Below are 24,931 nucleotides of genomic sequence, written 5' to 3' on the forward strand. Positions count from 1 at the left end.
AAGGCAGGTATAACCTGCCTCATTCAGTTTGTATTATTGGCCGTTCTTTGCGTAGTTGTTTTCGACCGCTTCTTTTTCAGCCCGCCACCAGTTTTCATGCTCGGTATACCATTTGATGGTATCCTTCATGCCTGCACGAAAATTAGTGAATTCTGGTGTCCACCCTAATTCTTCACGTAATTTTGTGGAGTCGATCGCATAACGTAAATCATGACCAGCACGGTCTTTTACGTGATCGTAAGCGTCTTTTGATTGACCCATTTCTTCCAAAATGATTTCCATGACCGTTTTATTGTCTTCTTCACCATCAGCGCCAATCAAGTAGGTTTCGCCGATTTTACCCTTTGTTAAAATCAACCATACCGCAGAAGAATGATCATTTGTATGGATCCAATCGCGTACATTCTTACCATCGCCATATAATTTTGGACGAATACCGCTTAAAATATTGGTGATTTGACGTGGGATAAATTTCTCAATATGTTGGTAAGGGCCATAATTGTTTGAGCAATTTGAAATTGTCGCCTGTAAGCCGAATGAACGAACCCATGCCTTAACTAACAAATCAGAGCCTGCTTTAGTTGATGAATAAGGGCTTGATGGGTTGTAAGGAGTTTCTGAAGTGAATTTTTCTCCTTCGCCTTCTCCATGCCCTGGGAGATCCTCTCGTAATGGAAGGTCTCCATACACTTCATCTGTTGAAACATGATGGTAACGCACATTCTGTTTACGGCAAGCTTCGATTAAAGTGTAGGTTCCAATGATATTTGTTTGTACAAATGGAAATGGGTCTTTCAATGAATTATCATTGTGAGATTCTGCCGCGTAATGAACGACTGCATCAGCCTTCTGCACTAAACGATCGACTAATTCTGCATCGGCAATATCTCCGACAACTAACTCCACGCGATCTTCTGGAAGTCCAGCAAGGTTTTCCTTGTTTCCAGCGTAAGTTAATTTATCTAACACTGTGACATGGACTTCAGGATGATTGTTTACAACATAATGAACGAAGTTAGAGCCGATAAATCCCGCTCCGCCTGTTACGATAATATTTTTCATCTATATTTACTCCTTAAATTTCACCATATACGAAAGGATTTTCTGCTTCAAATTCTTTCAATGTCGGTTGTTTCGCATCTTTTTCCGAGGTGATTGCTTTTTCAATGGCAATTGGCCATTCAATCGCTAAATCTGGATCTGCAAATGAGATGCCGCCATCTGCTTCTGCATCGTAGTAGTTGTCACATTTGTACATAAAGTTGACATTTGGAGTCAGCGTCACAAAGCCGTGAGCAAACCCACGAGGAACCAACAATTGACGATGATTGTGTTCTGAAAGAATATAACCTTCCCATTTCCCATAGGTTGGACTGCCTTTACGAATATCCACGATCACATCAAGAACTGCACCTGTTACGACACGAATCAACTTGGTTTGTGCCGATGCGCCTTTTTGAAAATGCAAGCCGCGAAGTACACCTGGTTGTGTCGACAAGGAATGGTTGTCTTGAATAAAATCGAAATCGATCCCAGCTGCTTTAAAATCCTCTACAGAATAACTCTCTGTAAAAAATCCGCGATGATCGCCAAATACTGCTGGCTCGATAATTTTTACATCTGTTAAGTTTGTTTCAGTTACTTTAATTTTTCCCATGTTTAATCCTCTTCTGCTAAACGTAATAGATATTGCCCATATTGATTTTTCTTCAATGGTTGTGCCAATTCGACCAATTGTTCTTTTGTGATGTAACCCATTCGATATGAGATTTCCTCTAAACAAGCGACTTTTAAATTTTGACGTTTTTCGATCGTTGAGATAAATGTTGATGCTTCTAATAATGACTCATGTGTGCCAGTATCTAACCAAGCAAATCCTCGGCTCATTACTTCAACAGACAATTTATTGCGCTTCAGGTACTCTTTATTGACATCCGTGATTTCTAATTCTCCACGTTCAGAGGGTTGGATATTTTTGGCAATCTCCACAACCTCATTATCATAAAAGTATAAGCCCGTCACTGCATAATGAGATTTTGGTTTTTCAGGTTTTTCTTCGATAGAAACTGCCTGCATGTCGTCGTCAAATTCTACAACACCAAAACGCTCGGGATCATTTACATGATACCCAAACACAGTAGCACCTTCTGTTTTTTTCGCTGCACGCTGCAGCATCCGCGACAAGCCATCGCCGTAATAAATATTGTCGCCTAGAACTAAGCAGACGCTATCGTCACCAATGAACTCTTCGCCAATGATGAACGCTTGAGCCAATCCATCTGGGCTATCTTGTACTGCGTATTCAATGTGGATTCCCAACTCATGACCGTCTCCAAAAAGATTTTCAAAACGCGGTGTGTCTTGTGGAGTTGAGATAATCAATATCTCATTGATCCCTGCCAACATCAAGGTAGACATTGGGTAGTAAATCATCGGTTTGTCATAAACCGGCATCAATTGTTTCGACGTTGCTTTGGTTAGAGGATACAAGCGAGTACCGCTTCCCCCTGCTAGGATTATTCCCTTCATAGTTACGCTCCTTTTTTATACATACGAACACATTATACCCGATGTCAGGTATTAGAAAAATCGTTTTGCTGATTTTTTTTAATTTCCTTTATCCTTTTTCTAACTAATTGCAGTGCATTCCATCGCCATTTAAACTGCTGCACTCGTGAAGCAGTCGTCTTGATCTCAGATGCATTCAAGCCATGACGACGATAATAAACCAATTCATCTGGAATAAACTGAACCCCATGATAATAATCGGCTAATAAACCAATCCACATATCATGCATAGGAACATCTGGCGGAATCGGTAAAATAATTGATTTCAGTTCAGATCGAAAAGCCATTCCTGCACCAATATAACTGCTTTTCACCAGGTTATGCCAAAACCCGGCGTGTGTATGACGCATCGCTTGATAAGACGGAACTAAGACCTCGAAATCATTGTCAACGATAATCAAATCAGAAACGACCGCAGTTATCTTGGGATTCTCAAAATGTAGCAACATTTTTTCCACCTTATCTGGATGCCAAACATCGTCTTGATCACTAAGAAAAATGATTGCGTTGTTGCTTCTTTGGATGGCGTTTGAAAAATTCGCGATCAATCCTTTTCCTTCATTCTGGAATAACTGGACACGGGAATCCCTTTCTGCTAAATCTAATAAAAATTCCCACGTACCATCGGTGGAATGGTCGTCGGAAATAATCAACTCGTCCTGTTCTGAAAGTTGTGGGAATATGCTGTTCAATTGTTCTTCAATAAAGTGACGTCCGTTGTAGGTTGCCATACAAACAGAAATTCGCCTCTTGGACTGCTTTTGCATCCCTTACCTCCAAAATTAAAAAAATTGCCAGCCCCACTTTTGAAAATATTTTCGCATGGACTGTAAAAAAATGAAAAATAACTTTCTGTTCTTCACTGCTCCGCGTTCATACAGATGAACCACTGAAAATTGCGGACTATAAATAGCTTTATAGCCTGCTTGCTCCATTTTACGACAAAGATCGTTGTCTTCAAAATACATAAAATACCGTTCGTCAAATCCTTGTATCTCTTGAAATTTTGCTAAATCCACAACCATAAAACTACCGGAAATCATACGGACAATACTATCGCGATCCTCAGGAAGATCCCGGCACTCAAATTTCTCTAAACGTTTTGTGAAGATTTTTTTAATGAATCTAAACGGGATAAAACGCAGCATGTAATCAAAAACATCTAAATGATTGCGAATCAAATACTGCATTGTTCCATCTTCATTTAAAATTTTTGGTGCTAGCAGACCGCAATCTGGCTGAGCTGATAAATGATTGACCATCTCTCTCAGATGATTGTCGGAAAGAATAATATCAGGATTAAAAATAATGCCGTAGCCGGTTGTTTCTAAGAGATTGGTGTTATGCCCAAAGCCGAAACCCTTATTTTCATTATGAAACTCAATGGATACAAAAGGATGGGCGAGATATTTTTTTAGTCGTTCTTGGTACGCTGGTTCTGATGCATTGTCAAAAATCTTCAATTGAATCTGCTGCTCATCCTTCAATTGTTCGATCAAGGAATCCAAGCTCAAAAAAATTTTATCGCTATTATGTGTCACGATGCTGACAGTCACATTCGGTTCGTATCTATTCATAATGGACGACAACACTCATTTCTTAAAATATTTATGCAATACTTGCGTTCGATATTCTCTATTCCCGAAGAAACGGAAACTTTTAGTAATAAAACTATATTTTTCACTAATTAATCCGATCAATTCTAATAAGAAGGTCAGGGCAAAAACCATCGCTATGATCAAAACAATCGTTCCTACTCGACTCGTATAATTTAGCAACAGTGCGGAAAATGAAAACAATACGGCGATTGCATAGATAGTTAAGACCGCTCCGCGATGTGTAAAACCTAAATTTAATAATCGGTGATGCAGATGCTGCTTATCCGCAACAGAAATCGGCATGTTTTTTGCCTTCCGACGAACCATTGCAAAAAAAGTATCTGTTACAGGGACTCCCAGAATGATCAAAGGTGTGATCAAAGAAATGAATGTAACATTTTTTAGCCCTTGCAATGTCAGAACAGACATCATAAATCCTAAAAATAGCGCTCCAGTATCCCCTAGATAGATTTTTGCAGGATGAAAATTATATGGGAAGAACCCCATGATGCTAGCAACTAAACAAAAAATAGCTAATGAAATATAGACTGTCGATGAGTGGAGAAAGAAGTACCCAATCACACCGATCGTGGTCAAACTGATAATTGATACCCCTGAAGCCAGACCGTCTAATCCGTCAATAAGGTTCATCGCGTTCGTGATCCCAAAAATCCAAAACAATGTAGCAGGTAAACTCAGCCACTCAAGATTGATCCGTCCAAGAAACGGCGCGGTAAAGAAGTTGAACCGAATGTCTGCAAAATAATAAATAACCAAAGCTGCCAGCAAGATACCGACACTCTTTTGTCTAGGCGTCAATTCAAACTTGTCGTCCAACAATCCTGTAATGATGATGATCAGCCCACCCAGCAAAATTTTGCTGATGTACTCAAAAGGAATGGCATCACGAAACAAAACCAAGGATGAAATAGCGAATGTAATAAATATTGGCAACCCGCCTGCACTTGGCATAGGCACTTGGTTCATTCGGCGTGCATTTGGATTGTCTACCAATCCGGTCTGGACCGAAATTATTTTAAATATCGGGGTCAAGATCAATGCCATCAAAAAAGTAAGAAAGTATTTGATGATCAGCCCGAATGATACTAACATATTGCCACCTGCCCTTTAACTAAAAATTATTATATAGAATTCAACCCTCTTTACAAGGTTCTGCTGAAATCTTACAAAAATTCTTGAACTTATTTCTTCTTTTTAATAAAACGATCTTTTAATTGATTGAACCATTTATTCACGCGGTTAGATCCTTCCGTGACTTCTTGTCCGGTATGATATTCTTCAATCGTGACATTCAGTACGCCGCCCAAAATAATAATGGTCGCGGCAAAGTTCAACCAGAACATCAGAACGATGAAACTTCCGATAATCTGATACCCAGAGACTCGTTGGGCAAAAGTCTGAGCATAGATACTAAATCCTTGCGCCAATACGATCCAACCCACTGTTGCAAATATCGTGCCGGGCAATGCATACTTGATTCGCACATGAGCATTAGGAATAACAATATATAACCCGCCCAAAATAACTAATAAGCCAATGAGTGTGACCGGCCAGCGCAGCGCTAAGAATGTTTCAATAATATCTGGTGAAAAACGCAATAATTGCTGCAACGCATCTAAAATAACTTGACCTGCACTGAAAAACAACGCGACTGCTATAATCGCCATCATCAAAATACCAACGATCCCGACCGAGACGATCCGACTGATCACAAAATTTCCCCGGTCTTCAACTCCGTAGGCTCGATTCAATGCGGTCTGCAAGGCATTGATCCCTCGGCTGGAGGACCATAACGCGGCCAAAACAGAGATAGACAACATACCGCCTGAAGTATTTTCCAATAATCCAATGATTGCCGGCTTCAAAAAGCTATAAACATTTGGAGGAATCGCCTCACTCAAATAAGGCAGCACCGTTTCAGGAGTAATATTAAAGTATGGCAGCAGATTGCCGACGATGATTAATATCGGAAAAAAAGACAGCAACAAATAATAGGCAACTACTACGGAGCGGTCGCCTATTTCTGTCTCTGCTAAGTGTTTTTGGATCGATTGGATAAAATCCATTAATTTTTTGTTTTCTTTAATTTTATCTATTGGTCCCATAAAATCTCCATCGTTCTAATAAGTTCCTTCTTCACCTTGTGAAGTTAAAATTTTTGGTCCTTCTTTTGTAATTGCTAAAGTGTGCTCATATTGGGCACTCCAACCGCCATCACGCGTATACGCAGTCCAGCCATTTGGGTCCATTTTCATTTGCCATACACCGGTGTTGATCATTGGTTCGATGGTGATCACCATGCCTTCGCGTAAGCGCAAACCTTTCCCCGCTATACCATAATGAGGGATCGCTGGTTCTTCGTGGATCGTTGGTCCAATGCCATGTCCGACAAAATCGCGCACAACAGAGAATCCTTCTCCTTCAGCATATGTTTGGATCGCATGACCTATGTCACCGATTCGATTGCCGACTTGTGCTTGCTCAATTCCCAAATACAGTGCTTTTTTAGTCACTTCCATTAAACGTTCGATCTCAGGTGAGGCTTCTCCTACTGCGTAAGACCAGCATGAATCGGACATTGCGCCCTTGTATTCCACACACATATCCACTTTGATCAAGTCACCATTCTTTAGTGGTTTCTTTCTTGGAAAGCCGTGACAAATTTCGTCATTGATACTGCAACAGGTCGCATATTCATAGCCTTCAAAGCCGATTTGAGCGGCGATTCCGCCATGACTCTCGATGAAGTCTCTAACAAACTTTTCAATTTCCATACTTGTAACACCAGGTTTTATAAAATCCCGTAGATGGCGATGGACATCAGCCAAAAGTTCGCCTGACTCGTTCATCATTTCTATTTCTCGGGGTGATTTTAATGTAATCATGTTCTCGTCTCCTTATGAATAGTCAAAATCTCTTTTTTATTAAGAATAAAAATCTGATTTTCCAGTTAACTTTTCGCTAGTTAGTGGTGAAAATAACTCTATGGAACAGCTAAACACTACTAACTATACTGTCGAAATTCTACTGCACTTCTCAAAAAATAAAAAATAGAACTCGTGAAAAGCTGGACAAATCTCCTTTTTCATCTTGTCTATTTTAACATAACCCTATAAAGCGAACAAATGGTTAGAGACCAGTGATTCCTTTTTGATTTCTATTTTGATATAATGACCATGAATTTAGCTTGAAGCTAAGAATGTCCTTTCAGCTTTTCGCGATCCGTCATGGAGAAAAGTGACCTTTAAAGGTTGAGCAATGTATGGCATTCAAACAAATAAGGAGGAATTCTTTTGACATTAGCAAAAATTGTTTACGCCAGTATGACTGGAAATACCGAAGAAATCGCCGATATCGTGGCAGAAGCCTTCGAAAATTTAGATCTTGATGTAGAAATTGATGAATGTACACAAGTAGAAGCGGAAGATTTTGAAGATGCGGATATCTGTGTCGTAGCTACCTATACTTATGGTGAAGGTGATCTTCCAGATGAGATCGTAGATTTTTATGAAGACCTTCAAGAATTGGATCTAAGAGGAAAAATCTTCGGTGTATGCGGATCTGGAGATACTTTTTATGATCAATACTGTAAATCTGTGGATGATTTCGATGCGGCTTTCGTAAAAACAGGAGCTACTCGTGGTGCTGATAGTGTGAAGGTAGAGATGGCCGCTGAGGAAGAGGATATCGAGAACTTAGAAGCCTTTGCGAAAAAAATTGTCGCTGCTGCTTCTTAATCGTTGAAAATAAAGCAGAATAAATAATGGAAAGCCGAATGCCGATTTACTTTCAGAATCAAACGTAAATCGGCATTCGGCTTTCCATTTAGGCAGTTTTTTCAGCTCGCTTTCTGACTTTTCGTTCCACATTGAATTGATGGTGGAAACTATTTTGATGTTTCAAGTCTAGAAACGGGAACCCGCATCAAAGTAATGCTAAGATAGAATCAATGAAATGGAGGGATACAAATGGTTTTACCTAATTTTGAAACACTTTTAGAAAAATACGCCCACTTGATTGCGAAAGTCGGTGTAAATATCCAAAAAGAAGACACAGTTATCGTTTATGCTAGTGTGGAACAAGCAGCTTTAGCACGTCTTGTGACAAAAGAAGCTTATCAATTAGGGGCCGCGGAAGTTATCGTACAGTGGAATGACGATCAGATCCAACGGGAATTTTTGACCTACGCAGCGGAGGATCGCTTGAATGAAGTTCCTTCCTATAAAGTGGATGAAGCCAACACTTTTGCTGAAAAACGAGTTACACGTATCAGCATTGTTTCTCAAAATCCAGATGCTTTGTCAGGGGTGGATACTTCACGTGTCGCCAGTTTTCAGGCAGCCCGTGGAAAGGCTCTTCAAGCGGTTATGGAAGCAACTCAATCCAATAAATTACGCTGGACAGTGGTCGCTGCTTCAAGCCCTGCTTGGGCACAAAAAGTTTTCCCAGATCTTTCTTCAAGCGAAGAGCAAGTGGACAGACTTTGGGATGAGATTTTTAAAACTACACGCATCTACACGGATGATCCCGTGAAGGCTTGGGAAGCGCACGATGCAACAATGCGTGAACAAGCGGAGCGTTTGAATAAGGAACAATTCTCCGCCCTTCACTATACAGCGCCTGGGACAGATATCGTCATTGGCCTTCCAGATAATCACGTTTGGGAAGGTGCTGGAAGTTTTGCTGCGGACGGAAATGAGTTCATGGCGAACATGCCTACAGAAGAGGTATTCACTGCACCAGACAGAAACCGTGTCGATGGCTACATTACCAGCACAAAGCCGTTGAGTTATGCAGGGACAACATTAACAGACATGCGCTTTACATTTAAAGATGGAAAAGTCGTGGAATTCTCTGCGAAAGAAGGCTCAGATGTCTTGGCCTCACTATTGGCGATTGACGAAGGTGCAAAACATCTGGGTGAAGTCGCTTTAGTTCCAGATCCATCGCCGATTTCACAATCGGGGATCACGTTCTTCAATACTCTTTTTGATGAGAACGCATCAAATCATTTAGCTCTTGGTGCTGCGTATCCTTTCAGTGTCGAAGGCGGAACAGAAATGACCAAGACAGAATTAGCTGCTGCTGGATTAAATAGCAGCCAAACGCACGTGGACTTTATGGTCGGATCTGCGCAAATGATGATCGATGGCATTCGTAAAGATGGCACAAAAGTCCCTATTTTCAGAAATGGCGATTGGGCGTCCTAAATAGAAAAAACCACTTAGAATGTTTTCTAAGTGGTTTTTTTGACGTTCTCGACTGGAATCGAACCAGCGACCTATCGCTTAGGAGGCGATCGCTCTATCCTACTGAGCTACGAGAACATACCTCCACTATTGTAGCGATTTTAACTTATTTTAGCAAGATGACTAACTTAAATTTAATCTACTTACGCTTACAAATTCACAAAAAATGATGTTTTTACTCCTACACAAGCCCATTGATCCGCTTGATTATCTGGCAATACAAAAAAGAGCAAAGAAAAAAGACTTATTTTCGTCTTTTTCCCTTGCTCTTCTTATTTTTTTTCTTTTTAGGATCGCTTTGTTTTACAGGTTCTTCTGTGAGCAGCTCGCCGCCAAATAGGTAAATAGGTGCCAGATTTAGTGCTAATTTTTTCCCTATTTTAGTTAAATCCGCTTTCTCCTGAGGGGTGACAAGTGAAATAACGACTCCTGTTTTCCCCATTCGTCCAACACGTCCTGCACGATGCAAATAGCTTTCTTCGCTTAACGGAACATCTGCGTTGATCACAAACGGCAGCGATTCAATATCTAATCCTCGGCTAGCCAAATCTGTGGTCAAAAGCCCTAGCGCTTGGTGTTTCTTGAATTGCTCGATCGCACCTTTACGGGATAATTTTGATTGATCTGATGCTAAGCTGGCTACGGGCAATTGATGGAAAAGTAATTTTTCTTCCGCGCTACCCATATCTCCTAATTGATTGAAAAAAATCATACCCCAAAAAGTAGGCATATTCAGTAAGCGGCGCAGTTGTTCAACTTTTTTTCGATCGCTGGTTTCTAGGTAAAAGTGTGAGACTTCTCCCTGGCTGTCATCTTCTTCTGAAACATCTACTACAAGCAGCTCGGATTCAAAGGTATTCAATTCCTCTAATACAGTATCCGCCGTCGCAGAAAAATATAAATGCTGTGCGCCGTTGTCACTGGCTTTTAGGATTTTTTGAATCAATTGAAGGCTTTGCCCCTGAACCAATTGATCGACCTCGTCGAATACCAGCGTTTGGATATTCGGTGTTTTGATTTTTTTTGCTGTGATCAACTCCATGACACGACCCGGTGTACCTATTAGGAGCTCCGGTTTTTTCTTCAGTGCCTCTTGCTGCCGCTTAACATTGGCTCCACCAATCAACGGCTGGACCTTCATGCCTGAGCCTGACAGCCATTTGCGAGCAACTTCCACAACTTGCATCGCTAACTCTTGTGAAGAGGTCAAGATTAGGACTTGGCTGGCCTTTCCTGGCGTCATTTTATTCAGCAGTGGCAGTAAATATGCGAGAGTTTTCCCGCTGCCAGTCGGAGCGATTCCAACTAGATTTTTACCTTCTGTTATAGGTGTAAACACGCTTGATTGGATCAATGCTGGCTTTTCAAATCCAGCATCCTCCCAATTTTTTTGTAAAAATGGTACAAATTCCTGATTATCCATATTTTCCTCTATTTCTCGTCGGCATCAAATACGATGCCCGCACTTTTTCGCATATCATAAATCACTTGGTTCACATTACGAGACAATTCCACCCACGCTTCATAATCGGTCCCTAGCTTACGATCCGTCGGGTTCATGATCACTTGGGCAAATTCTCTCGCTTCTTCCACCATTGGATTTTCCAGTTGATGGACCGTTAATTTTTCTCTTCGCTGATGCCCACGATCATGAAAGACCGCGTCATCAATCGAATTGACAGCATTTAAAACCAATGTCCCATTCGTTAAATAAATCTCAGATTGTTGGAAGCTGTCTCCGATTTTACCCGTTCGAATCGTGACATCAAAATGCTCATAGCGCAAGATACCTGTACCCATTCCATCTACTCCAGTAGAAATTTTTTGACCAAAGTAAAAGCTGTCTTGCGGCATACCAAACCAGGCCAACGCTGCGTAAATTGGATAGACACCTAGATCGGCCAAGGCTCCCCCTGAAAAATGGGGTGAAAAAATATTTGGTTCCTCTCCATCCAATACCTGGTCGTATCGCGAGGAGTATTTCATGAAACTAAAATCCGCTCCGATGACATGATCTTTTAATGGGAGAAAATCAGAGACCGTTTTAAACGCTTGTTCATGAATATTACGAGCAGCTTCAAAGAAAAAAACACTCTTTTGATTCGCCAGCTCGATAATCTCATCCATTTCATCAGGTGTAGAAAACGCTGGCTTTTCAACAATCACATTTTTTCCTGCCAAAATAGCCTGTTTGGCTTGTTCGAAATGCAAACTGTTTGGTGAAGCAATGTACACCGTCGACATATGGGCAATTCCGAAAAATGTTTTAAGGTCCGTCGCATATTCAACGTCGCTATATTTTTCACCAAATTTTTGAGCGGTCTCTAATTTTCGCGAATAAACAGCGGTTAATTGATAATCCCCCGTCTCAAGTGCCCCTTGAACAAATTGATCAGTGATCCAATTTGTTCCAATAATGCCTAAATTAATCATGAATCTTCCTCCTCTTTCATTTCAGGGTGTGTATTAAAAAAGCCCGCTTATTGCATCAAGTTCTCTATGGTACACTTCATAAATTAGGATCAATAAATGGTTGATCCAACACAAAAGGAACAGACTCTTTGATTGAAATATGCGCCTGATCTACCTCACAATTATACGCTAAAATCTGCACGCCGTCTGCCTGAGCCTTTTCAACAGCAAGATAGAGCGCCGGTTGCATTTCACGATGGATCGTTGCCGTTTCAATCCTGGGAAATTGTACGACAAACAATACATAACATTGATACGCCATTTTCTGAGCCACGCGCAGCTCTTCCACATGCTTTAACCCTCTTAGTGTGGGAGCATCTGGAAACGCACCTATCCCGTGGTTTTCCAAAGTCATTCCCTTTACTTCCACGAATCCTTTTTCATCCATATCCGTTTCAAAGTAAATATCGAATTTCGAATGTTCAAAGGTATACTCTCGCTTTAACAACGTAATGGCTCCCTTTAAGCCTGGCAGATTGATTTTTCCGGTGAGGATTCCTTCAGCAGCTAATGCATTCGGGATTTGTGAATCAATATTGACCCACATTTCTCCTTTTTTTACAGCAATTAAATCATACGCTGTTTTTCGTTTTTCTGAGGGCTGATGATTCACAGCCACTAACGTATCCGGCAGCAGCAGTTCTTTGCTGCGACCTGTATTTTTCACATGGGTAATAATATCTTCTCCTGTCTCCACCAAACGACAGCGAGCGATGAATCGGTTGCTTCTTTCAATAAAAGTTGCTAAGTGAATCGCAGAATACTTCATTTTTATCAAAATCCTTCTCAAAAAAGTTAAATAGTCCTTAAGCCGGATGGAAAGATGACAGACTTTATTATATAGTATAACAAAGCATGTGTGAATGGCGTTCACTTTAAGTTTATTCTTCACTTTTACAGTGTTTGCAGCCTTCAAAAAGAAGCTGCTTAAAATGTGATTTGCCGAAATACACTTTTTAGTTTTTAATTTAACTTCGTAAACTTGTGAAAGGAGCTTTTTGATGAGATTGAAATGGCCCGTCTTCCTTAGTGCGACCTCACTCGGTGTAGCAGCAGTGAGCTCTAAATTCGTGCGCAAACGGGAAACGAAAGATTTGAATAGTGTGTACGTTGGTTCTTGGGAGTTCACTCATCCAAAAGAGCACAAACACCACACGATTACGATTTACCCTGACTTATCGATTATTTTAGATGGTACCGCCATCATCTACCAGTTGATTGAATTAAGTGAACAAAAATTAGCTATCCAAGATCAGTATGGCTATCACTTATTGATCAAAACCAAAAACGGGATGCCTGACACCCTCTATGATGAACTGGACGATGTCTCGTTTCCAATCGTTCCTGTAAAAAACCAATAGCTATGCACTTGTACTGTTTTTTCGTATTATTCTTTAAACTTGAAAAAGTTAAAGGACCCTTTACTGTCAATTTGAATCGTGAAGGGTCCTTTATTTTTTTAGAACAGGATTTTCCTTTGATTCACAAAAAAATCAGATCGCCAGTCAAATTTCTTGATGGCAATCTGATTTTTTTATTGTTGAATCAACGACCGCAGCATTTGATCGACCTGCTCTGCGGCTTTCCGTCCTTCACGAATTCCCCAGATAACCAAGCTTGGTCCACGCCGGGCATCACCAGCTACGTATACTTTTTCATTGTTCGTTGCATAGTCCTCATAGATTTCCTCAACATCAAAAGCATCCAATAGATTTTTCTCTGCCCCAGTGAATCCCATTGCCAGTAATACTAAATCTGCCTTCAATGTTTTTTCAGTGCCTGGAATAGGTTGGAATTGATTGTCTACTTGAGTCGTCTCGATGGCGATCACTTGCCCTCTCTCAGCGCCGATGAAGCTGGTTGTTGACGTCGTATATGCAGTTAATTCTGCATTGTTCACGGCACCTTCTTCCTGACCATAGCCTTCACGAGTGATCATTGAATACTCCGGCCACGGATTGTTCACAGTACGAGCTGCCGGCAATTGCGGCGTAATCTCCAATTGCTTGACTGAAGCCGCACCTTGGCGTATAGCTGAGCCGATACAGTCGTTTCCTGTATCGCCACCACCGACGACGATCACATGCTTTCCAGCTAATTTTTGATCGACCACTTTTTTACCATGTTGCAACACATCTTTTGTACAATCCGTCAGATAATCCACCGCGAATCGGATGCCATGTAGCTCGCGTCCCTTAATTTTCAAATCGCGAGGAACACTTGCCCCGCTGGCGATAATGACACGATCATACCTCTCCTGCAAATCCTCTGCGGAAATATCCGTTCCCACTTCGGTATTTAATACAAATGAGATCCCTACTTCTTCCATCACATCAATACGTCGCTGAACGATTTCCTTATCCAGCTTCATATTTGGAATCCCGTAAATTAACAAGCCGCCCGCACGATCGCTGCGTTCGTACACCGTTACTTGGTGCCCCAGTTGATTTAACCGCCATGCAGCAGAAAGGCCCGCTGGTCCAGAACCGATGACTGCGACTTTAAAATCGGTCCGTTCGATGGGAAGCCCGTCGTTTTTTACCCAATCCTGTTCAAAGGCATGGTCAATGATAAAGCGTTCATTATCATGAATCGCAACACCCGAACCGTTCAATCCCTCTGTACAAGACTTTTCACAAGGCGCAGGACATACCCGTCCAGTCATTTCTGGAAGTGGATTGGTTTTCGCTAACCGATCAAAGGCACTCTTGAAATCACCACGAAACACAAAGTCGTTCCACTCAGGGATCAGATTGTCATTGGGACAGCCTGAGACTGCGCGCTTGCCGCCATAGAAAATACCTGTATGGCAAAAAGGAATCCCGCAGTTCATACAGCGCGCCGCTTGCTCTTGTCGTTCTTCTGTAGAGAGCGGTGTTTGCAATTCTTCCCAATCTTGAACCCGCTCTTCAACTGGCCGATAAGGATTGTCCTTCCGTGGATATTTTAAAAAGCCAAATGGATCTGCCATGTTAGCCACGCCCCTTTCCAGCCGGTACCGTTTGCTCTCCGACGACTTCGACAAAAGCCTTCTCGATCAGCGCTTCGCCTGATAGACCAGTCTTCGCCAATTCTTCGGTCACACGAACCATTTCGTGGTATTCTCTTGGATAAACTTTGACAAAATGTTGTTGAGCCGACGCCCAATTATTTAACAATTCAGCCGCTTTTAATGAATCTGTATACGTAAGATGCTTCTCGATCATTTCCTTCAAGACAGCATCGTCTCCTGTTTCGCCCAACTTGAAAAGATCGACCATCTCTAAGTTGCACTTATCAGCAAATGTGCCCTTCGGATCATAAACATAGGCCACCCCGCCGGACATTCCCGCAGCAAAATTCCGCCCTGTTTCACCTAAGATCACAGCAACACCGCCAGTCATGTATTCACACCCATGATCCCCGACGCCTTCAACGACGACATTCGCGCCGCTGTTTCGAACACAAAAACGTTCGCCGGCTTTTCCACGAAAATAGCCTTCTCCTCGATTCGCACCGAAGCATACCACGTTTCCGACGATTGGCGATTGTTCCACATCATATGCAGCATCCTTTGGCGGTACAATAATCACTCGACCGCCACTCAATCCTTTAGCCACATAGTCATTTCCTTCACCAATCAGCTTCAATTCCATCCCTTGAGTAATAAAGGAACCAAAACTTTGTCCGGCGATTCCTGTGTAAGTGTACTTGATCTGACCTGGCGTCAATTCATAGTTTCCAAAGCGCTCTGCGATCCAGCCGCCCATTCGTGCGCCGACAGTCCGATTCACATTGTTGATTGGATGGCTGATGCTGACCTGTTCTCCATTTTTGATGGCACCTTCAGCGAAGTGATCCAACTCAGGCCATTCTCTCTTTTCCTTAAATGGATCTTCTGTTTTCCGTTCGATCCCAATACTGGTAGATAAAATACGTGAGAAATCCAAAGATTTTGCTTTGCCTTTTGCAATAAAGCGCGGTTCCAGCACTTCCGTATGGCCGATCATTTCATCAATGCTTCTAAAGCCTAAATCAGCCATGATTTCCCGCAAATCTTCTGCTATAAAATACATCATATGAATCAGATGCTCCGGTTTGCCCACGAAAAATTTTCGTAAAGCTGGATTTTGCGTGGCTACGCCTACCGGACAGGTATTCAAACTACATACACGCATCATGACACAACCGATCGCTACTAAAGCAAGGGAAGCAAAACTATATTCCTCCGCACCCAGTAGAATCGCCATCGCCACGTCACGGCCCGTCATTAATTTCCCATCTGTTTCTAACGTCATCCGTTGACGCAAGTTATTCATCGCCAGTATTTGATGTGCTTCGGCCACACCCATCTCCCACGGCAATCCAGCATCCCGAATTGAATTTCGTGGAGACGCGCCAGTTCCGCCATCGTATCCCGAGATAACGACCACGTCAGCTCCAGCTTTCACAACGCCTGTCGCGATCGTTCCAACACCCGTACTTGACACCAGCTTCACATTGATTTTCGCATAGGGATTGATCGCTTTTAAGTCGTAGATCAACTGCGCCAAATCCTCAATCGAATAAATATCATGATGCGGCGGTGGTGAAATCAAGCGGACCCCAGGTGTGGAGCCACGAATCTCAGCGACCCAAGGAAAGACCTTGTTTCCTGGCAATTGCCCACCTTCACCCGGTTTAGCACCCTGCGCCATTTTGATTTGTAATTCTTCGGCACTCATTAAATATTCAGCATTTACACCGAAACGTCCAGAAGCCACTTGCTTGATTTTGCTATTGAAGTTCTTGCCGTCTGCTTTAGGCTTGAATCGGTTGCGATTTTCTCCGCCCTCACCGCTATTTGATTTGGCACCGATCCGGTTCATCGCCTCTGCAATGCACTGGTGGGCCTCTTCACTCAAAGAACCATAAGACATCGCCCCGACTTTGAAGCGTTTAACGATCTTACTCGCAGGCTCGACCTCAGAGAGTTTTACTGATGGTCGTTCTTTCTTGAACTCCCATAACGCCCGTAAATTGGTCGGTTCATCCAACGCCTCTTGATTCATTTGGCTAACGTAATGTTTAAACAATTGATAATCGCCCGCACGAACTGCCTGCTGGAAATTGTAAATAGTCTTCGGGTTGAACAAATGATGTTCCCCATCTGCTTTATACTGGAAGCTTCCCCCAGAGGCTAACAGGTCATTTTGTTTCGGTCCATAAGCTAACCGATGCCGCTGTAAATATTCTTCTTCGATTTGATGCAGAGACAGACCACCGATACGGCTAGCCGTTCCAGTGAAATACCTGTTAGTAACCGGTTCGCTAATCCCCACTACTTCAAAGAGTTGTGCACCGTGATAACCGGCGATCGTTGAGATCCCCATCCGCGACATCACCTTCACGATTCCTTTTTCAGCCGCCTTGCGGTAATTTTCCAGACCATTTTCAATCTCGAAATTCTTCAATGTCGCATAGGCCCCATAAGGGTGTATGCCACTGGCACCATAGCCAATCAAAGTCGCAAAATGATGAACTTCACAGACCTCAGCAGAATCCACGACCAAGCTTGCTAATGAGGCCTTTCCTTTTCGCACCAAGTAATTGTGGAGCCCAGACACTGCCAACAAAATCGGCATCGCCATTTTCGCTTTTTCTGAGCCTCGATCACTCAATATAAGGATGGTCCCGCCAGCATCAATAGCAGACTCGGCCTCCTTGAACATATATTCCAACCCGTCTTCCAATGCGTTTTGTCCGTCGATTGGATAAAGCGTCGAGAGTGTTACTGCCTTTTGTTCCTTTGTATTTAATTGTGCGATTTTCAGAAAATCACTCGTACTGAGAACCGGGCTATTTATTTTCAGTTTCTGACAATTATGGGCATCATCCACACGAATGTCCCCATCTCTTCCCAAGAACATCTCTGTTCCAATCACAAGTTGTTCCCGGATCGCATCGATTGGGGGATTCGTGACCTGGGCAAATTGCTGTTTGAAATACGTGAATAGCGATTGCGGCTTGTCACTCAAGACAGCTAAAGGAGAATCATAGCCCATTGAGAGGACCGGTTCCTCGCCTTTTTCCGCCATCGGCAACAATTCATCTCGAATGATCTCATCGGTATAGCCGTTCAATTTCCACATACGCTGAAGGTCTTTTTCAGTCAGCGAGGCGTCTTTACGTTCCGTCTCCGCAAGCTGCGACAGCTCAATCCGATTTTCAGTCAACCACTCATTGTACGCATGTGCCTTCGCATATTTTTCTTTGATTTCCTGATTGCGGTAGAACTTTCCCTTGACCGTATCAACCAAAATCATATTCGCCGGTCCTAAAACACCCTTTTCAATCACATTCGAAGGCGCAAAATCAACGACGCCAGACTCAGAGGCCACTTGAACAAAGCCATCCTTCGTGATCGAATATCGAGAAGGACGCAGCCCGTTTCGATCTAACGTAGCGCCGACCATTTCACCATCTGTAAAGCACAGCGCCGCAGGACCATCCCACGGAGCCATAAAGCTGGCATTGTATTCTTGAAAAGCAGTCTGCTCTTCGCCCAAACCCGCTTCTTCTGACCAGGCTTCTGGTACCATCATCATTAATGCGTGAGGAATATCACGACCGTTTCGGTACAAATATTCCATACAATTTTCTAGCTTGGCGGAGTCGGAATCTTCTTCGTTGTATACTTCGATGCCATGACTCTTCATCCAATTTTCAGATCCTCTTAAGGTATTGATCTCCCCATTATGCGCTAAGAATCGAAAAGGCTGTGCGCGGTCCCAGCTAGGAAAAGTATTGGTCGAAAAGCGCGAATGCACCACCGCGATACTTGCGGCAAAGCCTTCATCCTGCAAATCATCATAAAAAATACCAACTTGATATGCATGCAGCATGCCCTTGTAAACAATTGTTCGGCTGGATAAACTGCATATCGCCATTTCCCCAGCATGGTAGGTCTTCTCCAGCTTACGGCGCAAACGATACAGGCGGTCTTCAAATTCACGCGCTGTTTCAACCTCTAACGGCCGCTTTATGAACAGTTGCACAAATCTAGGCATGACTTTTTGAGCACCTGGTCCACAGTTTTCATACTGGAACGGCACATCCCGCTGCCAAAGGACCAAATAACCCGCCGCTTCAATTTCCTTTACGAGCGCCTGTTGCAGTCCGCTCTTGTGCTTCTCATCCGCTGGCAAAAAGAACATTCCTACTGCGTAATGTCCACGATCCGGCAAAGCAACACCTGCCGCTTTTGCTTCTCTTTGAAAAAAGTTGTCGGGAATTGTCGCCAAGATTCCAGCGCCATCGCCTGTTTCAGGTTCTGCCCCGGTTCCGCCTCGGTGATTCATTCGTTTCAACATCGTTAATGCATGCTTCACCAATTGATGCGAAGCTGTTCCATTCATTTGAGCAATAAAGCCCATACCACATGCATCCTTCTCAAAAGAGGGATCATACATGGTCCGGGCCTCTGTCATTTGTTGCTTTGTCATTCAACATCAATCCTTTAAATAGTTTGACAATTCTCATTTATTTTTAATATACTACCTTTTTTTAAAAAAATAGGCAAGTGTTCTTAGAAATTTTTTTTAATTACTTTTGTTATCACTAGCTGAACAAGCCAAAAAGAAAAGTCCAATCAAATGGAAAAAAGAAGATTTATTTGGTAAACTTAATCTGATATGCTTCGTTATGAAAGGATGAACACCAATGACACCAAATCGCGAAGATTACTTAAAATTAATATTAGAATTAGGTGGCGACAAAGAAAAAGTCAGCAATAAAAAAATTGTCGCTGGTTTGTCCATTTCTGGCGCTTCTGTCAGCGAGATGATCAATAAACTAGTAAAAGAAGGACTCGTTGAGCACTCCCCTTATCAAGGCGTTCAATTAACACCGCTTGGCTTGGAAAAGGCGAGTACGCTTGTCCGTAAACATCGTTTATGGGAAGTCTTCTTAGTCGATCATTTAGGCTATTCATGGAATGAAGTCCATGATGAAGCAGAAGTATTAGAGCATGTGACATCCTCACAATTAGAACAAAAATTGGATCATTATTTAGACCATCCAACTTTTTGTCCCCATGGCGGAATGATTCCGCAACAAGATCAGACCGTTCATGAAAAAGACCGTCAAACCTTAGCAAGCTACCCTGAAGGAACAACTATTCGGATCGCTCGTGTTTTAGACGAAAAAGACTTGCTCGACTATTTGATGGATCTTGGCATCGCCATCCATGAAGAATACGAAATCACAAAAATTGCTGCCTATGAAGGGCCGATTACTTTACAAAACGACCAAAAAGAGGTTTCAATTAGTTACAAAGCCGCATCAACGATTTTTGTAGACGCCTTATAATTAACGATCCTTCGGGATGTTAGATACGCGTTTTTGATTGAAAAGAACTCATTATGATTAGCTAGGAGTGAAACTTATGGAACAGGCAGCACTATTCACCATCTTTGGTGGCACAGGCGATTTAGCAAAACGGAAATTATACCCGTCGTTGTTTCGTCTATATAAAAAAGGCAATCTGACAAAACACTTTGCTGTGATCGGTACGGCTAGACGGCCGTGGAGCGACGATCATTATCGTGAGATCGTTCGTGAGACGATCCAGGACCTCGCCCCAACAGAGGAAGAAGCACAAGAATTCTCTAACCACTTTTACTACTTGTCACACAATGTCAATGACACTGAACATTATGACCAGCTAAAAGATTTGGCTGATGAATTGGATGAAAAGTATGACTTGCAAGGCAATCGCATATATTACTTAGCCATGGCACCTCAATTTTTTGGAACCATTGTGAGTCATTTGAAATCTCAAGAAATTTTGACTACTACAGGCTATAACCGTTTAGTGATCGAAAAACCTTTCGGATTTGATTATGATTCTGCAAATGAACTGAATAATGAGATTCGCGACGTTTTCCCAGAGCAAGACATTTTTCGTATCGATCACTATTTAGGAAAAGAAATGATTCAAAATATTTCCGTGATCCGGTTTGCAAACAACATCTTTGAATCCCTTTGGAACAACCGTTACATCGAAAACGTTCAAATTACTTTTTCTGAAGCACTAGGTGTAGAAGATCGCGGTGGTTACTATGAACACAGCGGCGCGTTAAAGGATATGGTACAAAATCATATCTTACAAGTTGTTGCGCTGTTGGCGATGGAAGTTCCTACTTCTTTCTCGAACAAGTCCATCCGTGAGGAAAAAGTAAAAGTTTTACAAGCTATTCGTCGGTACAATCCCGAAGAAGTACTGCAAAACTTTGTTCGTGGACAATATGACGCAGGGACGTTAGATGGCAAAGACTTCGTTGCTTACCACGATGAGCCAAATGTCGCTGAAGATTCTTTAATGGAAACATTTGTTGCAGGTAAATTTATGATCGATAATTTCCGTTGGTCAGGTGTCCCGTTCTATATTCGGACTGGGAAACGAATGACTGAAAAAGGAACACGTATCAATATCGTCTTCAAACAAGTTCCTGTTAATGTCTTTAGCTCTGAACAAGAAGATGTTTCTAGTGAAGAAGAATTGCCGCAAAATATCTTGACCATTTATATTCAACCTACAGAAGGCTTCTCGCTTACTTTAAACGGAAAACGAATCGGCCAAGGTTTCACGACAGAACCAGTAAAATTAGATTTCCGTCAGAGCGCTGAAGTAACAGAAAACAGTCCTGAAGCCTATGAAAAACTATTATTAGATGCTTTAAATGGCGATGGTACAAACTTCTCTCATTGGGACGAAGTAGCAAACTCTTGGGAGATCGTGGATCGTATCCGCAATACTTGGGATCAGACCACTCCAGGCTTCCCGAACTACGCTTCTGGAACCATGGGACCACAATGCGCCTTCGATCTTCTAGCCAAGAACGGTCATGAATGGGCTTGGCAGCCTGATCAATGGTACCGTGAACGCGGAAAATTGGATTAACAACCAAAAGCTGGGACACGCTTCCCAGCTTTTTTTTATGTTCCATTATGGCTTGCACATTAAAAATCAAAAAAAGAAACCCGCGCCGACCATTCGACACGGGTTTCTTCTATTATAAGACGTTTTATTCCAATCCTTCCGCTACTGCTTCTGGATAGTTTTCTTCTACAATATGCGCACATGAAGCACATAAGGTTGGCAGCTTTTCATCTTCTCCGACCGTCGTACGAACTTGGCGGCAGCGATCGCAAACTTCACCGTCTGCTTTTTCAACCAAGATAGCGACATCATCAAACGCCGCAGCATTTTCAGGTGCTGCTTCTTTCGAGATACTGAATGAATCAGGTGATACGATCAAGAGCTGAGCAAGGTCTGCGTCTAACGCGGTCAGCATAGCAGCCGCTTGTTCATTTGGATAGATCGTTACTTTCGCTTCTAGCGATTTACCGATTACTTTTTCATTTCGTGCTTCTTCTAAGGCTTTTAAGACTTTGTCACGGAAGTCCATGAAGGCCTTCCACGTATCCAACAATTCGCCTTGGTTAGGATATTCTTCATAGCTAGGCAATTCTGCTAATTGAACAAACGCTTCTTCTTCCTTCAAGTACGTCCAGATTTCTTCTGTCGTATGAGGAATGATCGGTGTCAATAATTTGGTCAATGCAACGGCTGCTTGATAGAAAACAGTTTGCATACAACGACGTTCGTAGCTGTTTTCTGCTTGGATGTATACAACATCTTTCGCGAAGTCCAAATAGAAGGAAGACAAATCAACAGTTAAGAAGTTCACAACTGTTTTATAGATTTGCGTGAAATCATATTTTTCATACCCTTCTTCACGAATCGTTTTGATCACATCATTCAAGCGAACTAGCATGTATTTATCTACGGAACGCAATTCATCATAAGCAACGGTGTGTTCTGAAGGCTCAAAGTCTGTGGTATTCGCCAACAAGAAACGCATCGTGTTACGAATCTTACGATACACTTCTGACACTTGGTTCAAGATATCCATAGACACACGCACATCGGCTTCATAATCGACACTGCTCACCCAGAGACGTAAGATATCGGCACCCATCTGCTTGATGACTTTGTCCGGAACGATGGTGTTGCCCAATGATTTACTCATCTTACGGCCTTCACCGTCTAACGTAAATCCTTGAGAAAGAACTGATTTATAAGGAGCAACACCATTGATTGCTACACTTGTCGTGATACTTGAGTTAAACCAGCCACGGTATTGATCTGATCCTTCCAAGTACATATCCGCAGGGAATGTTAAGTTGTCCCGTTGGCGTAAAACGGCCTCATGTGAAGAACCCGAATCAAACCATACATCCATGATGTCTGTTTCTTTCGTAAAGAGACCATTAGGCGAACTTGGGTGGGTAAATCCTTCTGGCAATAAATCTTTTGCTTCCCGTTCAAACCATACATTAGAACCAAACTCCGCAAACAACTGTGCCACATGCTCCGTCGTTTCAGGTGTAATGATCGCTTCCCCATCTTCTCCATAGAAAATTGGCAATGGAACGCCCCATGCCCGTTGACGAGAAATCACCCAATCGCCGCGATCACGGATCATGTTGTACAGACGCGTTTTGCCCCAAGGAATGATCCAGTCCACTTTCTCAATTTCATCTAAAATATCTTGACGGAATTTATCAATTGAAGCAAACCATTGTGGTGTTGCACGGTAAATAATTGGCTTCTTAGTCCGCCAGTCATGAGGATAGCTGTGGGTAAAGAATTCTAACTTCAACAATGCCCCATTTTTTTCTAATAATTCTGTGACCATCGGGTTCACTTTGTCGTAGAAAACACCTTCAAAACCAGGTGCATCCGCCGTCATCACTCCGCGATTATCCACTGGAGAAATGATGTCATTCCGATATTTTTTCCAAGCAAAGTAGTCATCTTCCCCGTGACCAGGAGACGTATGAACCAGACCAGTACCAGCATCCAAGGTGACATGGTCCCCTAAAATAACCAATGATTCTCTGTCATAAAATGGGTGCTGTGCAGTCATATATTCTAGGTCTTTCCCAGCAACTTCTTTGATAACCTTCGGATCAAGCCAATCCAATTCCTCAGCAACTTTATTCAATAAGTCCTTCGCAACGACATACTTTTTCCCTGCTTCTTCTACAACAACATATGTGTAGGCAGGATTTACAGAGATCCCTTGGTTTGCTGGCAAGGTCCAAGGTGTAGTTGTCCAGATAATGAAGGACGTATCTGCATCTAAGATTCCTTTGCCATCTTTTACTTTGAAGGCCACAAAAATTGAAGGAGATTTCACGTCCTTATATTCAACCTCTGCCTCAGCCAAAGAAGATTCACTTGATGGTGACCAGTAAATAGGCTTCAAGCCTTTATAAATGTAGCCTTTTTCAGCCATCTTACCAAACACACGAATTTCTGCAGCTTCATAATCAGGTGTCAAGGTAACGTAAGGATGGTCCCATTCGCCAGCAATTCCTAAACGTTTGAAATCCTCGCGCTGTTTGTCCACTTGAGACAACGCATATTCTTCACATTTTTTACGGTATTCGGCCATGGACATTTCTTTACGTTTAATTCCTTTATTCGCAAGAACTTGTTCAATCGGGAGACCATGAGTATCCCAGCCGGGAACATACGGTGCACGAAAGCCTGACATTGATTTTGAGCGCACAATAATGTCCTTACTGATTTTATTTAACGCGTGACCAATATGAATATTCCCGTTTGCATAGGGAGGACCATCATGCAAAACAAATGTTGGTTTGCCTTCATTCAATTTTTGACGTTTTTCATAAATGCCATTTTCTTCCCATTCTTTTTCCCATTGACCTTCACGGTTTGGTAAGTTCCCCCGCATAGGAAAACCGGTTTTTCCAAGTTGAAGAGTTTCTTTTGTCTTCACGATCCATCGTCTCCTTAAAAATATAGTGTTTCTGCCTAAAAAGCAGTTTACTCAGTTCTTACAATACAGCCTCCTAAGTTTCGAAGCTGTAAAACACAAAAAAACAAGCGCATCCGCAAAGGGACGAGCTTGTCGTGGTACCACCCAAATTTGAAACCTAGAAGTTTCCTCTGATCATCGGTAACGCAAT

Annotated in this window: 19 protein-coding genes and 1 tRNA gene; 5 read left to right on the plus strand and 15 right to left on the minus strand. The window is 42.3% G+C overall.

Translation table 11 applies throughout. The features are described from left to right. Window positions 1-33: 33 nt before the first annotated feature. From rfbB to map, 8 genes are all read right to left on the minus strand, one after another. The gene (gene rfbB / locus A5868_RS10655; RefSeq protein WP_086303509.1) at window positions 34-1,062 is read right to left on the minus strand and encodes a dTDP-glucose 4,6-dehydratase; all 1,029 of its coding nucleotides are present in this window, start codon (window positions 1,060-1,062) and stop codon (window positions 34-36) included. Window positions 1,063-1,075: 13 nt separating this feature from the next. Further along, the gene (gene rfbC / locus A5868_RS10660; RefSeq protein ID WP_010780249.1) at window positions 1,076-1,657 is read right to left on the minus strand and encodes a dTDP-4-dehydrorhamnose 3,5-epimerase; all 582 of its coding nucleotides are present in this window, start codon (window positions 1,655-1,657) and stop codon (window positions 1,076-1,078) included. A gap of 2 nt (window positions 1,658-1,659) precedes the next feature. Then, window positions 1,660-2,529 (minus strand): glucose-1-phosphate thymidylyltransferase RfbA, encoded by an 870-nt coding sequence (gene rfbA / locus A5868_RS10665; protein WP_010780248.1) that lies wholly within the window; start codon window positions 2,527-2,529, stop codon window positions 1,660-1,662. Between the two features lie 44 nt (window positions 2,530-2,573). After that, window positions 2,574-3,335, minus strand: coding sequence for a glycosyltransferase (locus tag A5868_RS10670; protein ID WP_086303508.1), 762 nt, complete (start codon window positions 3,333-3,335; stop codon window positions 2,574-2,576). A 15-nt stretch (window positions 3,336-3,350) separates the two neighbouring features. Further along, on the minus strand, window positions 3,351-4,145 hold the full coding sequence (locus A5868_RS10675) for a glycosyltransferase (RefSeq protein ID WP_086303507.1): 795 nt from the start codon (window positions 4,143-4,145) through the stop codon (window positions 3,351-3,353). A 15-nt stretch (window positions 4,146-4,160) separates the two neighbouring features. Then, the gene (locus A5868_RS10680) at window positions 4,161-5,279 is read right to left on the minus strand and encodes an MraY family glycosyltransferase (protein WP_010780245.1); all 1,119 of its coding nucleotides are present in this window, start codon (window positions 5,277-5,279) and stop codon (window positions 4,161-4,163) included. An 89-nt stretch (window positions 5,280-5,368) separates the two neighbouring features. Then, on the minus strand, window positions 5,369-6,292 hold the full coding sequence (locus A5868_RS10685; RefSeq protein WP_010780244.1) for a YihY/virulence factor BrkB family protein: 924 nt from the start codon (window positions 6,290-6,292) through the stop codon (window positions 5,369-5,371). Between the two features lie 15 nt (window positions 6,293-6,307). Next, window positions 6,308-7,072, minus strand: a complete 765-nt coding sequence (gene map / locus A5868_RS10690) for a type I methionyl aminopeptidase (RefSeq protein ID WP_010780243.1) — start codon at window positions 7,070-7,072, stop codon at window positions 6,308-6,310. 408 nt (window positions 7,073-7,480) lie between these two features. Between map and A5868_RS10695 the strand changes: the two genes are divergently transcribed. Both A5868_RS10695 and A5868_RS10700 read left to right on the plus strand, forming a co-directional pair. Beyond that, entirely contained in the window at window positions 7,481-7,924 is a 444-nt protein-coding gene (locus A5868_RS10695; RefSeq protein ID WP_086303506.1) for a flavodoxin, read from the plus strand. A gap of 231 nt (window positions 7,925-8,155) precedes the next feature. Next, window positions 8,156-9,397 carry an aminopeptidase gene (locus A5868_RS10700; RefSeq protein ID WP_086303505.1) on the plus strand — a complete coding sequence of 414 codons (1,242 nt, stop codon included), beginning with the start codon at window positions 8,156-8,158 and terminating at the stop codon, window positions 9,395-9,397. A gap of 43 nt (window positions 9,398-9,440) precedes the next feature. On the opposite strand, the gene A5868_RS10705 is transcribed toward A5868_RS10700, so the two are convergent. From A5868_RS10705 to sfsA, 4 genes are all read right to left on the minus strand, one after another. Beyond that, a tRNA-Arg gene (locus A5868_RS10705) sits at window positions 9,441-9,514 on the minus strand. A gap of 166 nt (window positions 9,515-9,680) precedes the next feature. Then, window positions 9,681-10,859, minus strand: a complete 1,179-nt coding sequence (locus A5868_RS10710; RefSeq protein ID WP_086303504.1) for a DEAD/DEAH box helicase — start codon at window positions 10,857-10,859, stop codon at window positions 9,681-9,683. 8 nt (window positions 10,860-10,867) lie between these two features. After that, complete coding sequence (locus A5868_RS10715; protein ID WP_086303503.1) at window positions 10,868-11,869, minus strand: Gfo/Idh/MocA family protein; 1,002 nt, start codon at window positions 11,867-11,869, stop codon at window positions 10,868-10,870. A 76-nt stretch (window positions 11,870-11,945) separates the two neighbouring features. Next, window positions 11,946-12,677 (minus strand): DNA/RNA nuclease SfsA, encoded by a 732-nt coding sequence (gene sfsA, locus A5868_RS10720; RefSeq protein WP_086303502.1) that lies wholly within the window; start codon window positions 12,675-12,677, stop codon window positions 11,946-11,948. A gap of 232 nt (window positions 12,678-12,909) precedes the next feature. Between sfsA and A5868_RS10725 the strand changes: the two genes are divergently transcribed. Continuing rightward, on the plus strand, window positions 12,910-13,269 hold the full coding sequence (locus A5868_RS10725; protein ID WP_010780237.1) for a DUF4828 domain-containing protein: 360 nt from the start codon (window positions 12,910-12,912) through the stop codon (window positions 13,267-13,269). Window positions 13,270-13,442: 173 nt separating this feature from the next. On the opposite strand, the gene A5868_RS10730 is transcribed toward A5868_RS10725, so the two are convergent. Both A5868_RS10730 and gltB read right to left on the minus strand, forming a co-directional pair. Beyond that, on the minus strand, window positions 13,443-14,879 hold the full coding sequence (locus tag A5868_RS10730) for a glutamate synthase subunit beta (protein WP_086303501.1): 1,437 nt from the start codon (window positions 14,877-14,879) through the stop codon (window positions 13,443-13,445). 1 nt (window position 14,880) lies between these two features. Then, entirely contained in the window at window positions 14,881-19,371 is a 4,491-nt protein-coding gene (gltB, locus tag A5868_RS10735) for a glutamate synthase large subunit (protein WP_086303500.1), read from the minus strand. A gap of 217 nt (window positions 19,372-19,588) precedes the next feature. On the opposite strand from gltB, the gene A5868_RS10740 reads away from it, so the two are divergent. Together A5868_RS10740 and zwf are read left to right on the plus strand one after the other, a co-directional pair. After that, on the plus strand, window positions 19,589-20,236 hold the full coding sequence (locus tag A5868_RS10740) for a metal-dependent transcriptional regulator (protein WP_010780234.1): 648 nt from the start codon (window positions 19,589-19,591) through the stop codon (window positions 20,234-20,236). A 76-nt stretch (window positions 20,237-20,312) separates the two neighbouring features. Next, window positions 20,313-21,830 (plus strand): glucose-6-phosphate dehydrogenase, encoded by a 1,518-nt coding sequence (gene zwf, locus A5868_RS10745; RefSeq protein WP_010780233.1) that lies wholly within the window; start codon window positions 20,313-20,315, stop codon window positions 21,828-21,830. A gap of 124 nt (window positions 21,831-21,954) precedes the next feature. On the opposite strand, the gene ileS is transcribed toward zwf, so the two are convergent. Beyond that, on the minus strand, window positions 21,955-24,741 hold the full coding sequence (gene ileS / locus A5868_RS10750) for an isoleucine--tRNA ligase (RefSeq protein ID WP_086303499.1): 2,787 nt from the start codon (window positions 24,739-24,741) through the stop codon (window positions 21,955-21,957). Window positions 24,742-24,931 lie beyond the last annotated feature (190 nt).

The organism is Enterococcus sp. 12F9_DIV0723, from assembly GCF_002174375.1.
In the GTDB taxonomy this organism is placed as follows: domain Bacteria; phylum Bacillota; class Bacilli; order Lactobacillales; family Enterococcaceae; genus Enterococcus_A; species Enterococcus_A gilvus.